General features: G+C 38.5%; 11 protein-coding genes. 7 read left to right on the top strand and 4 right to left on the bottom strand.

The window, feature by feature from the left end:
* Positions 1 to 129 precede the first annotated feature (129 nt).
* The 6 genes from U0R11_RS08585 to U0R11_RS08560 all read left to right on the top strand — a co-directional run bounded on the left by U0R11_RS08585 (position 130) and on the right by U0R11_RS08560 (position 6,436).
* Positions 130 to 1,188: an NAD-dependent epimerase/dehydratase family protein gene (locus U0R11_RS08585; RefSeq protein WP_406751291.1), complete on the top strand. Its 1,059-nt coding sequence runs from the start codon at positions 130 to 132 to the stop codon at positions 1,186 to 1,188.
* Positions 1,185 to 2,249, top strand: coding sequence for an NAD-dependent epimerase/dehydratase family protein (locus tag U0R11_RS08580; protein WP_406751290.1), 1,065 nt, complete (start codon positions 1,185 to 1,187; stop codon positions 2,247 to 2,249). The genes U0R11_RS08585 and U0R11_RS08580 overlap by 4 nt, the downstream gene beginning before the upstream one ends.
* Positions 2,250 to 2,253: 4 nt before the next feature.
* Entirely contained in the window at positions 2,254 to 2,991 is a 738-nt protein-coding gene (locus U0R11_RS08575) for a glycosyltransferase family 2 protein (protein WP_406751289.1), read from the top strand.
* A 24-nt stretch (positions 2,992 to 3,015) separates the two neighbouring features.
* Positions 3,016 to 4,596 (top strand): hypothetical protein, encoded by a 1,581-nt coding sequence (locus U0R11_RS08570; RefSeq protein WP_406751288.1) that lies wholly within the window; start codon positions 3,016 to 3,018, stop codon positions 4,594 to 4,596.
* On the top strand, positions 4,597 to 5,934 hold the full coding sequence (locus U0R11_RS08565; RefSeq protein WP_406751287.1) for a hypothetical protein: 1,338 nt from the start codon (positions 4,597 to 4,599) through the stop codon (positions 5,932 to 5,934). It begins immediately after the preceding gene.
* 139 nt (positions 5,935 to 6,073) lie between these two features.
* Entirely contained in the window at positions 6,074 to 6,436 is a 363-nt protein-coding gene (locus U0R11_RS08560; RefSeq protein WP_406751286.1) for a hypothetical protein, read from the top strand.
* Positions 6,437 to 6,549: 113 nt separating this feature from the next.
* Here U0R11_RS08560 and thrC read toward each other — a convergent pair whose 3' ends face one another.
* Genes thrC through U0R11_RS08540 form a run of 4 tightly spaced genes read right to left on the bottom strand, consistent with a single transcriptional unit; the run spans position 6,550 to position 10,712 of the window.
* Positions 6,550 to 7,857, bottom strand: a complete 1,308-nt coding sequence (thrC, locus tag U0R11_RS08555) for a threonine synthase (RefSeq protein ID WP_406751285.1) — start codon at positions 7,855 to 7,857, stop codon at positions 6,550 to 6,552.
* A gap of 42 nt (positions 7,858 to 7,899) precedes the next feature.
* Positions 7,900 to 8,604, bottom strand: coding sequence for a 2-phosphosulfolactate phosphatase (locus U0R11_RS08550; protein ID WP_406751284.1), 705 nt, complete (start codon positions 8,602 to 8,604; stop codon positions 7,900 to 7,902).
* Between the two features lie 7 nt (positions 8,605 to 8,611).
* Entirely contained in the window at positions 8,612 to 9,700 is a 1,089-nt protein-coding gene (gene gcvT, locus U0R11_RS08545) for a glycine cleavage system aminomethyltransferase GcvT (RefSeq protein WP_406751283.1), read from the bottom strand.
* Position 9,701: 1 nt separating this feature from the next.
* Positions 9,702 to 10,712 (bottom strand): M28 family peptidase, encoded by a 1,011-nt coding sequence (locus U0R11_RS08540; RefSeq protein WP_406751282.1) that lies wholly within the window; start codon positions 10,710 to 10,712, stop codon positions 9,702 to 9,704.
* Positions 10,713 to 10,936: 224 nt separating this feature from the next.
* On the opposite strand from U0R11_RS08540, the gene rnr reads away from it, so the two are divergent.
* Positions 10,937 to 13,198, top strand: a complete 2,262-nt coding sequence (rnr, locus tag U0R11_RS08535; protein ID WP_406751281.1) for a ribonuclease R — start codon at positions 10,937 to 10,939, stop codon at positions 13,196 to 13,198.
* Positions 13,199 to 13,259 lie beyond the last annotated feature (61 nt).

Raw genomic sequence — 13,259 nt, 5'->3', positions numbered from 1 at the left:
ATACAGCATGTTCCGAATCTATATCTACTAGCGAATATTGGAATTAAAAGCCAAAAAGCCCCTTCAAATTCTATATTTAAAAATAAAACGATAATTTTGTCTTTGATTTAATCCAATTATATAAGTCACATGTCAAAAAAATTAATGGTTACCGGTTCTTTAGGATTAATTGGTTCAGAAGTGAGCGAATATTTCTTAGAAAAGGGCTGGGAAGTGCACGGAATAGACAATAATCAAAGAGCCGTTTTTTTTGGTTCACAAGGTGACAATTCGACTAACCAAGATCGATTAGCCAAATTCGGAGAATCCTATCAACATCACACCATAGACATTCGCGACCGCCAAGCTGTCCTAGATTTAATCCCAAAAATTAGTCCTGATGCGATTGTGCATACTGCAGCACAACCTAGCCATGACCGGGCAGCCTCGATCCCTTTTGAAGACTTTGATACCAATGCCGTTGGTACTTTTAACTTATTAGAATCCTTACGTAGATTCAGTACATCGGTGCCCTTTGTGCATTTATCAACCAATAAAGTTTACGGCGATGCTCCCAATTTCATTCCCATGAAGGAATTGGAAACACGCTTTGATTATGATGATGATACCTATGAGCATGGAATTGCAGAAAGCTTTAGCATAGACCAATCCAAGCACTCGCTTTTTGGTGCATCCAAAGTTTCTGCGGACATCTCCGTTCAAGAATATGGCCGTTATTTCAATATGCCAACAGCCTGTTTACGTGGAGGTTGCTTAACAGGACCTAACCACGCGGGGGTTGAATTGCACGGATTTTTAAGTTATTTGATTAAATGTAATTTAGAGCAAAAAGAATATACCGTTTTCGGCTATAAAGGCAAACAAGTACGAGATAACATACATTCATACGATGTAGCCAGATTTATAGAGGAATTTATCCAAGCTCCCCGAGTGGCGGAAGTTTATAATATCGGTGGAGGAAAAGCTAACTCTGTTTCTATTTTAGAAGCATTTCAAATTATTTCTACGATTAGCGGCATTCCCATGAAATACAAATATGATGAAACCAATCGTATTGGTGATCATATTTGCTACTACTCAGACTTACGAAAAATGAAATCCCATTATCCAAATTGGGACATCACGAAATCTCTGGAAGATGTCTTCCAAGATATTTACAACCGTTACATGGAAGCCAAAGCAAAATGAAAATACTCATCACAGGAGGTTGTGGTTTTGTCGGCTCAAATTTAGCAGCTCTTTTCAAACAGCATCTTGTTGATTGTGAAGTATATTGCCTTGATAATTTATCAAGAAGAGGTTCTGAATTAAACCTCAATAAAATTCTTCCTCTGGGAGTAAAATTTGTTCATGGAGATGTTCGAATCAAGACGGACTTCGATCGCATCCCCCATGTTGATGTGGTGATTGATGCCGCAGCTGAACCTTCTGTATTAGCGGGTAGTCAAGCTGGTGAATTAGAATACTTAATTGATACCAATTTAAACGGGACCATCAATACGCTTTATTTTGCCAAAAAGCATCAAGCAGCTTTTATCTTTCTTTCAACCAGTCGGGTTTATCCTTACAACAGTTTGTCCAATATTAATTTCCAAACCGAAGAAAAGCGATTTGTTTTATCCCATCAACAAGCTTACGAAGGGCTGAGTGAAAAGGGAGTAGCAGAAAATTTTCCTTTGGCTGGCCTTCGTTCTTTATATGGCGCTACCAAACTTTCTTCCGAATACATCATTCAAGAATTTGCCCATAATTTTGGTATCCCAACAGTCATCAACCGCTGTGGGGTCTTAAGTGGCCCATATCAAATGGGTAAAATTGACCAAGGAGTTATTGTGCTTTGGATGGCTAAACACTTTTGGAATAAGTCGCTATCCTACATTGGTTTTGGTGGAAATGGGCAACAAATTCGAGATGTGCTTCATGTCAAAGATTTGTTCCGATTAGTCCTTTGGCAAATACAGCATCTAGATTTACACCAAGGTCAAATATTCAATGTGGGTGGAGGGCTAGAGAACAGCGTTTCCTTGGCTGAATTAACTAAATTATGTGTTCAAATCACTGGGAATACCATACCGATTAGCTCTTCTTCTGAAAACCGCCCTGGCGATCTTCCTATTTATATCACTGATAATAGCCGAATTACCGCGTTTAGCCAATGGAAACCCGAAATAAGTGTGCCTAGCTTATTGGGAGAGGTACACGACTGGTTTATTCAAGATCAAGCATTTCTACAACCTATATTATCCTAGAGGTATGTCCCAACTGAGTATTGTCATACCCGCTTATAATGAGGAAGGTTCCATTGCTGAAACATTGGAGTCCTTATACGCGGCCCTTCAGCTTGCTGAAATAAACCATGAGATTGTGGTGGTGAATGACAATTCCAAGGACCAAACTTTGGCCATTCTAGAAAATTTACAACAAAGTATTCCAAGCTTAACCATATACACCAATCCTGGGCCCAATGGCTTTGGTTATGCTATTCGATATGGTTTAGAGCGGTTCAAAGGAGACATCGTCGCAGTCATGATGGCTGACTTATCAGATAATCCTCAAGACCTCATTGCTTTTTACCGATTGATGGTGGATAAAAAACTGGATTGTGTATTTGGTTCTCGTTTTATCAAGGGAGGTTCTACACATGATTATCCCAAGCATAAATACATCATTAATCGTTTCGCCAATACCTTAATTCGATTATTGGTGGGAATTCCCTACAATGATTCTACTAATGCCTTCAAAATGTACCGAAAAAATACCATTGAAGGACTAAAACCCTTTCTATCGGCTCATTTTAACTTGACCATAGAATTACCTTTAAAAGCCATCATTCGAGGATATTCCTATGAGGTTTTACCTAACTCTTGGCGTAATAGAAAAGCAGGACAATCCAATTTGAAAATCAAAGAAATGGGGAGTCGATACTTGTTTATTTTACTGTATATTTTGATCGAAAAATACCTTTCAAGAAACGATTATTTGAAAAAATAAATGCTTCCAATTCTTCCGTCAACCATGCGTTTAAAGGAAAAATTTGCTTGGTTTTTGGCCATGGGTGCGCTACTTTTTTTTCACTTTTATCGGCTACAGCTATATACACTTAATTTTCCAAACTGGGGAGATGATTATGCCTTTTTGGAGCTGTTGGACTATGTACATCAGCATGGCTGGAAAGATAATATCACTTATATATTCCATTTCCATAATAACATTCATCGGATAGCCTATTCTAGGGCCTGGGTTCTCTTACAATATACCTTATTGGGGAATTTGAATTTCAAAACGGCCATTATCTTGGCCAATGTTCAATTGGTCTTCATACTCATTCCTTTCCACTGGTTTTTACAGAAAATCAAACGTTCACCTTGGCATTTGGTAGGAATAGCGGCATTGTTATTGGCTCCATTTGGGAATATCGATAACTTTAATTTAATCGGTGTATTACAACATACGGGATCCATCCTCTTTTTGGTCTGGATTGCTTATGGCCTATTTTACGCGGAAAATGCGGTATGGCTTATTTTCTTAGCCCTTTTATATCCTTTTGTGTCAACAGAAGGTATTGCTTTTTTACCCATGGTGGGCTATGTGCTTTGGACAAAAAAATCACCTCTAAAAATACCATTTACCCTATTTGCCATAGGTGTTATTGTTTTCTATTTTCATGATTACGCAGGTTCCGCTTCCTCCACTGGGCAGGTAACATGGCCCCTCTTCAAAGGACTTTTTATCTTTTTAGGAAATTGGGTATTACCTATTTCAGATTCCTTTAGGGCCTGGATTAATTTTTTAGCTGGTATCCCCGTAGTGCTCTTTTTTACTTGGAAAATACTGGGTTCACTTAGAATCAATATTACCTTCCCTTCCTTACTTTTTTTACAAATTGCGGCCACGGGCTTGCTCATTTGTTACGGTAGGTCAGGCATGGGTGACTTAGAGTTGATCGCACTTTCTGATCGCTTTTTATTGTATGGGAATACCATGTTGATGGCTATTTATGGCGCTTTGATTTTTCATAAACAACAGACACTCCGACTTCCCTGGGCCTTGCTGTTATCTGGTACGTGGATGATTGCTTCGTTTTTTATGGCAAGAAGGCCATTACAGGAAATGAATCAGCGATGGAAAGCAGATCTGCTTGGTGCATATTATTTCCAAAGCTCTTCTGCATATGAATGCCCGCCGGAAACCATGCAATTATTGAAAAAAACATATTACAGATTTGATACAGAAGAAATTCCAAGTCAATTTCCTGACTTGGACATTCAAGAAATAACAGCAATCAACCCCATTGCCAGTCGATTTCAAGATGGCAAGCTATCTTTATCGTGGAATCAGCTCCCAGAAAAAAACACTTTATCAGATCAACGATTTGTGGTATTAAAACAAGAGGAAACACCCAGAAAAAAATATTATATTGCCTCTTTGTCGAATGACTATCTCAATCGCATCAAACACAGTAATTTATTGATTTTCAATAAATTGCCAACGACTCACTTTCAAGTTTTTTTATTAAATTTACCCAATAATCAATCCCCCACTTACCAATATTTATCACCCCTAACGATAACTAATCAAGGACCCCTCCTGCGATAAATGCCCTCCTTTCCACGCATAAAACTTATTTCATTTTTACTCGGATTAATACCCATCGTATTTTTCGCTTGGTCATTATTTGCTTTCTCTATCAATATCCCTTGGTTAGATGATTTTGAAGCTCCAATGACCATACGTGCATGGTTTGCTCAGCCAGATTGGTTCGATCGATTAAAAATGATATGGTTTCCTAACAACGAGCACCGGATAGTGACGCTTCGATTGTGGGTAATGGTTCACTATTTTTTCTTCAATCAATTAGACCTTAAAGCATTACTCCTTATTTCCCACTTATATATCATCATCCTTTTTGTATTACTTTGGTACAACTTGCCCATCAAAAATCGATGGTGGTACTTTTTGCCTATCCCTTTTCTATATTTAAACTTTCAATACCACTTAAATACATTTTGGTTCATTGTTTCTATACAAAGAAATTTGGTCATTGGCTTTGGCTTTTTAGCCATGTTTTGCCTCAGTAAAGGCCGTAATAAATTGTTCATAACAGGGGTACTTTGTACTATGCTCGCCTGTTTATCCAATTCGGATGGCTTACTCTTCATCGCTGCCGGGGGAATGATTCTTTTAACCAAATTTGAAGTAAAAAAACTGGGTATTTGGATTGGCATTTTCGTAACATTTTTGACTCTATTTTTCTGGAATTATCCCAGCATGGGATCTAATCAAAATGGATTAATCTATTTGGCTGGGCACCCTTGGCAAAGCATTCAAGGATTTTTTGTGTTTTTAGGAGGCTCAGCAGATTACTTTAACGAGCAAGATTCAACGATTCGATTGATCTTTAGCTTCACCATGGGTTTATTATTGTTTATCATAATCATTTGGGGGTTTCAACGCTGGATTTTTGTAAATGCAGAAAAAAAATATTCGAGTTTTTCCCAGCGCTGGACATCTGGCGAATTGGCGAATAGTCATCAGCTTTTTTTAGCTGGTTGCCTCACATTTTGTATTTTGAATGGGGTTTTATTAGCCCTCTTACGATCTAAATCCGGCCCATTTGTCTTTCTAATTGGGAATTATAAAATTATCGCTACCTTGGCGATGTTGCTTACATATGTTGTTGCAACACATCTTGTTTCCTCTAATTTTATGACGAAATGGATACTTCCAGTAGCCATACTATTTTGGCTTAGTTCAATCGTAACGTATTATCCTGCCATAAAAAACCGAAAGGAATTTCTGCTTCAAGACTATCAGTCATTTATTCGAGATAAGCAAGGCTTGGGTTTCAGTAAGGAGAATGTAAAAAAATATGAACTCCATTTCATGATGGTTCAAATGATTCATAAAGGAGAATATCTCCCAGGAACTAAGTAATTGATATTCTGAATGTTTTATCAATAAATTGATTGGTCTATTGCCAAAAATTAGCTAATTTTCCCTTAACGCTGTCAAGGTTTAAAACCTTGACAGCGTTGCCAAATTCCATCTTTTAACTTACACAAAACCCGATCACATGAAATATTTGAAACTAGTTCCAACCTTCTTATTAGCCTTTCTATTTTTATTCGGAGGCCTAAATTTTTTCTTTGAGTTTGTGCCCACTCCACCTATGTCTGGAAATCAAGCACTCTTTTTTAATTTGATGGTCCCGACAGGATTTATGAAAGTGGTTAAGATATTAGAGATTATCGGTGCCGTTTTATTACTAATTCCATCTAAAAGGGCCCTTTCTTTATTAATTCTGAGCCCTATTGCCCTAAATATTCTACTCTTAGAATTATTAGTTCTAGGCGGATTAGGTGCTGGCCCCCTATTAATTATCTTAATTGGAATTATCGCTTATCAGGAATTTGATAAGTTTAAGGCATTACTTTAGTCTTTTTCACATGGATGTAACAATCCAACTTATTGGACAATAAGCTTCCTTTTAAATTCGTTCGAACAACGCTGGCAAGGTTTGAAACCTTGCCAGCGTTGTTTTAAAACAATTTATTCTCCTAATAAATATTGCTTAAAACCTGCATAATCACTCCCTAAGGAAGTTGCCACTTTTTCTTTATTTAAAAGAACCGACAAACGCTCAGGAATTGGCACTTCTCTACCTAAAGTAGATTCCACAGTGGGTAGAAATTTAGCATAATGAGCTGTTGAAAGCAATATTCCCGTAAATTCCCCTACCGATTCTGCCTTGTATTGTTGTAAACCATCATACGCAACTGCTGTATGTGGACACATGACATATCCAGTCCTATCATAAACCTCTTTCATCCTTACCTTCGTCTGTTCATCATTTGTAAAGTACCCTTTTACCAATTCCTTCACTGAATCCCAATCTTCACCAGCCAACAACTTCATCCGAATAAAATTAGATGGATTCCCCACATCCATGGCATTAGAAAGCGTCTCCACACTAGGTTTGGGTTTGTACTCTCCTGTGGTTAAGTAATCAGGTACAACCTTATTCTCATTACATGCTGCCACAAATGCCATGACAGGTAATCCCATACGATAAGCCATTAAGCCTGCGCTCAAATTTCCAAAATTACCACTCGGTACACTGAAAACAATCGGCATTTTCAAGCCCTTTCTTTTCGCTTGCGCAAAAGCCGCAAAATAATAAAAGGACTGAGGAATCAATCGAGATATATTAATGGAATTAGCAGAGGCTAAATTAAATTTAGCCCTCAATTCCTCATCCAAAAAAGCCTGCTTAACCAAGCTTTGACAGTCATCAAAAGTCCCAGCTATTTCTAAGGCATGAACATTACCACCTAAAGTCGTTAATTGCTTTTCTTGAATATCTGAAACCTTTCCTTTTGGATAAAGTATGGTAACTGAAATCCCAGGAGTATTATAAAATCCCTGGGCCACCGCTCCACCCGTATCTCCAGAAGTAGCTACTAAAATGCGAATTTCTCTTTTCGACTTCAACAAATAGTGCGACATAATCGCCGCCATAAAGCGAGCTCCAAAATCTTTAAATGCCATGGATGGACCATGAAATAATTCCAAAACCTCAACATCTTTTTCTAGATCAAATAAAGGAGCCTCAAATGTCATCGATTGACTAATAATTCCATGAATTTCTTCCTTGGTCAAGTCCGAACCTAATAAATGTTGGCAAACAGCCTCCGCAATCTCTTGAAAACTCTTCTCTTGAATGGTTTCAAAAAATGATGGATCCATCTTTTCAATAGACAATGGCATATACAAACCATTATCGGGTGGTAAACCACGAAATATGGCTTCCTCTAATGAAACATCTGGACTCTGATGTTGTGTACTATATAACTTCATCACCTTTTTGTTAATTAGGCCTTGCACCTACATCTTCATTACTTATTTCAACACCAATTTATTGCCCTTTAAAACAGGCAGTACGGGGTATACATCTCTCTCCAAACAGAAATTAATATCCTTTTCTATACCCAATCCCAACAATCGATTTACGTGAGAAGATCCCTTCACGGCTTGCATTAAATTAGCCGAAGACTCCCGATACGCTCCCAAAGCCATCATGGCAGCATCATCTGCTACATGGTAAGACCCTTGTAGTAAATCAATCAAAGCCCCCGCAAATAAGGTGTCTTCCAAATTCGGCTTACCTTTCCAACCCGCACAAACAATCAAAGCATCTCCTTCCCAGTTTTTCAATGCCTCTGCTACTCGTGAAATATTTAAAAAAGCTCCTATAAAAAGCGCTGGAGATTTTCTAGACTTTCGAATCGCCACAGTACCATTGGTCGTTGTGACACAAATCTTAGCTCCTTTTACCTTTTCCGCTTGATAGCTAAATGGGGAATTATCAAAATCAAACCCTTTAGGAGTGACTCCATTTCTTTCAGCCGAAGTCAAATATCCCTTCGTTCCATACGAACTACATAAGTCCATTTTCTCCACTGGAATAATCTCCTTTGCCCCATGTGCAAAAGCCGTCACCATACAGGAAGTTGCCCTAAAAATATCCACAACAACCACTGCTAGAGCAGGAACATCATACAAATGAATGAGTTCTGGCGACAAACAAACGTCGATTTTTCTCATAATTACTCTAAATAAATGGCATTTTTACAACCACGGCTTTCAATGACTTATCACGAATCTGTACAAAAATTTCCGTACCTACTTTAGCATATTCTGTCTTCACATATCCCATGCCTATTCCTTTGGATAAATTAGGCGACTGAGTACCAGATGTAACTTCCCCAATGGATTCTCCAGCTTCATTCACGATAGGATAATGTTGACGAGGAATACCACGGTCAATCATCTCAAATCCGACTAATTTCTTTTTGGCACCTTCTGCCTTTATTTTGGCATGAATATCAGAAGCTATAAATTCCTTATTAAATGAAGTAATCCATCCCAAACCTGCTTCAATGGGTGAGGTCGTATCATCAATATCATGTCCATACAAACAATAGCCCATTTCAGTACGGAGAGTATCTCGCGCACCTAATCCAATGGGCTTAATACCAAATTCTGCACCTGCCTCAAAAATGGCATTCCACATAGATAGCGCCTGCTCGTTTTTGACATAAATCTCAAACCCGCCAGCTCCCGTATAACCTGTATTAGAAATAATCACATCAGCAATACCAGCCATTTGACCTATTTTAAAGGTATAATATGGCATCGATGATAAATCTACTTCAGTTAATTTTTGCAATGCTAAAATGGCTTTAGGCCCTTGAACCGCAAACAAACTATAGTCGTCACTTTGATTTGTCATTTCCACACCAAAGGTATTGTGCGAGGAAATCCAATTCCAATCCTTTTCAATATTGGAAGCATTCACCACCAACATATATTCATTTTCCTTTACACGATAAACCAATAAATCATCCACAATTCCTCCTTGATCATTGGGTAAGCAGCTGTATTGAACTTTACCATCTACCAATTTAGAAGCATCATTGGAGCACACATATTGAATCAAATCCAATGCCTTTTCTCCCTTCAAATAAAACTCCCCCATATGACTTACATCAAATACCCCAACTTGTTGACGAACACAGATATGTTCCTCAATTAAATTGCTGTATAAAACAGGCATATTAAATCCTGCAAAGGGCACCATTTTTGCTCCTAAGGCCACATGGGTATCGTTCAAATGAACGTATTGTAATTGTTCTGACATATTATTCTCGATATAAAACTTGTAATATAGTTTGCCCTACTGCTTGTAAGGTTTTGGGGTCAATGATGGACATGTTATCTCCATGCGTGTGATGATATGGACCAAAAATATCTCCCATACTTCCGGGAGCTTGTGGCCGTAAATCTATAATATCAATCATTTGAATTTTTGCGACTTCATTGACTGCCGTATGGTCGTCTGTTATTCCTGGCCCTTCTTCTTGCAGAAATAAGTTCCCAAATCCTAAGTCAGCTGCTGCTGACCAAATGGACCGAACAACGGTAGGCGCATATTGCATTGAACCATATTCCTGAGGAAATACTGCCCCTTTGCCTCCTACCATATCGAGTAAGATTCCATAAAAAGGACGGTAATTTTCTGGGAATATATGAGCTGCCCAATACTGAGAACCTAATGCCCAAGTATTTTGAACATGGGTATCTACTCCTTGTGGTTCGCCTGTATCTTCTAAATCAAAAAACAAGAAATCAACCCCTATCGAAGGCTTTTTCTGAGCCAGTGATAATTGTCTTGCCAATTCAATCATCACTCCAACACCACTTCCACCATCATTGGCCGCATCGATAGGTTCATTTTTACGTACGGAATCTTTATCTGCCACAGCTCTCGTATCCCAATGAGCCGCTAACAATATTCGCTTTCCAATATCTGGCTGAAATTGGGCCATAATATTGGTTCCTTTTAGCACTTTTCCTGCGTAATTCGTAGCTGTAAATGGCTGAATACTCACTTGTAAACCATAGGATTTCAGCTTAGCAATGATCCATTCTTGGCATTTTTGATGTGCATCAGTCCCCGGGACTCTTGGTCCGAAATCCACTTGCTGCTTCACATAAGCATAAGCTGAGTCAGCGCTAAAATTTGGCGTATCGACTAATTGAACAGTTGTAGCATTCTCTTCACTAACTTTATTGGTACTCTGAAACCAATAAACTATGCCTGAGAGGACAAAGACAAGCAACAATAGTATAGCAACTCGAGATCGATTCATGAATAAGAGGAAAAAACAAGCTCAAAAGTACTAAATAGAATTAGGATTAGGGAATGATGCTCGGGGAATTAATCCCATCCTTGCACATTTTACCAAATTAGTCTTATTGTCAAGCCAAATGTGGAAATATCCTTTTGATTTAACACACCAAAGGAAATAAACGGCTGATAATCATTCTATAGGTAAAAACCCGTACCTTCGGGGAAGTTTTAAATTTCAATAATATGCCAACTTCCCCTAAGGAACAACGTTTTTTGGCTAGTTTACAAAAAGACATCCTAGAGTTTTTTGAACTGAACGATTATCGTTCTTATTCGATAAACCAAATTCATAAGGCTTTTGCCATTCGTGATCGTAAAACCAAAGAGCTTTATGCTGATTTGGTACAAAAACTAGTGATTGAAAATCGTTTGATCCGTCAATCCGATGGAAATTACCGTTTTGATAATGAATCCTTCCAAATTGAAGGTCGTGTTGATCATGTCAATACGCGTTTTGCCTTCGTCATTCCAGATGATGGAAGCAAAGATGTATGGGTGGCTTCGGCGGATTTAATGAATGCCAAAGACGGAGATCGAGTACGTGTTCAAGCAAGAAGACCTTCTGAGAAAAAGAAAAATGACCGCCCAGAAGGTGAGGTTATAGAAATTCTAGAAAGAAAATCATCAGAAATTGTAGGCGTAATTCAAGTAACTGCCCATTACTCTTTCCTCATTCCTGATTCCAAAAAAATCTATGAGGATATTTACATTCCAAAAACAGAGACCTTACAAGCCAACCATTTGGATAAAGTCATTGTAGAGGTAACGCGCTGGGGAACACCTGGCAAAAAAGCAGAAGGTAGAGTTATTAAAATCTTAGGTAAAGCTGGAGAAAATGAGACCGAAATGCATTCCATCTTAGCTGAATTTGGCTTGCCTTATGAGTTCCCAGAAATGGTAGAATTGGCTGCTGAAGCTATTTCCACTGAAATTACAAAAGAAGAAATTAAAAAAAGAAAGGACCTCCGTAAGATCCTCAGTTTTACGATTGACCCCAAAGATGCCAAAGACTTTGATGATGCCATAAGTTATCAAAAATTGGCCAACGGAAATACGGAAATCGGTGTTCATATTGCTGATGTATCCCATTATGTTAAACCAGGTAGTATTTTAGATCAGGAGGCATTTCGAAGAGCAACATCAGTCTATTTAGTAGACCGAGTGGTGCCTATGCTGCCTGAAAAACTATCCAATGGTTTATGTTCTTTAAGGCCTCACGAAGATAAATTAACGTTCTCTACCCTATTGGAATTTGACCCAAATGGCATAATCGTCAAGGAGTGGTTCGGTAGAACAGTCATACATTCAGATCGTAGATTTGCTTATGAAGATGCTCAGGTTTTAATAGAAAACGAAGGCGAGGAAATCGATGCTTATGAGCCTGTCATCAAAGATTTAAATCGTATTGCCAAAAAGCTACGCGATTATAGATTTACACATGGTTCGGTCAACTTTGAAACGGTTGAAGTTAAATTTGAATTGGATGAACATGGTACTCCATTGGCGGTATTTCCAAGAGAGAGAAAAGATGCCCATAAGTTAATCGAGGAGTTCATGTTGATGGCCAATAAAAAAGTGGCTGAATACGTGCATGAATTGAAAAAAACGGAACCTCGGAATACCATGGTTTACCGAGTTCACGAAGCTCCTGATCCTGAAAAATTGCGTGTATTTTCGGCTTTTGCCAAGAAATTTGGCTACCAAGTCTCTACGGAGCCTAAGCAAGTTTCCCAGTCATTTAATGCCCTGATGGAAAATGTGGAAGGTAAAGCAGAAGAACATGTATTGCAAAGTCTCGCGGTAAGAACCATGTCGAAAGCACGCTATAGTACCGATGCTGTAGGCCATTTTGGTTTAGCTTTTCCATTCTACTCCCACTTTACCAGCCCGATTCGCCGTTATCCCGATGTCATGACGCATCGCTTATTGCAACTTTACTTAGACAAAGGGGCTTCACCAGAAAGGGCTCCATTGGAAATCCAATGTAAGCATTGTTCGGATAGAGAAAAGCTAGCTGCAGACGCTGAAAGAGCTTCTGTGAAGTACAAACAAGTGGAATACATGTCCTTACATGAACCTCAAGTTTTTGACGGTATCATCACAGGTGTTACGGAATTTGGAATCTTTGTGGAGATTGGAGAAACTTCTTGCGAAGGATTAGTAAGGATGGTCGACTTAAACGACGATTACTACGATTTAGATAAAGAAAATTATCGCATTGTCGGCAAATCCAATGGTCGAGTTTTCTCTTTTGGAGATGCCGTAAAAGTAAAAGTTCGAGATACCAATTTGGCTAAAAGAACGATTGACCTGGAGTTAATCGGTATGAAATCAGGAGGTGACCGTTTTGGAAATAATCGAATTCGACGTAGAGAAGGTCGCCCAGCCAATGTAATTCCAAGAGGCAAGGACCGAAGAAATAATATCGGTCGGAAAAAAAGGTAAGGAAGTAGATTTGTCAACTTTTGAAAAGTTGACAAATCTAAAGCTGCTTACTAAGCTAAGT

This window comes from Aquirufa salirivi (assembly GCF_045310485.1).
In the GTDB taxonomy this organism is placed as follows: domain Bacteria; phylum Bacteroidota; class Bacteroidia; order Cytophagales; family Spirosomataceae; genus Aquirufa; species Aquirufa salirivi.
This window is presented reverse-complemented; position numbering and strand designations above follow the sequence as displayed.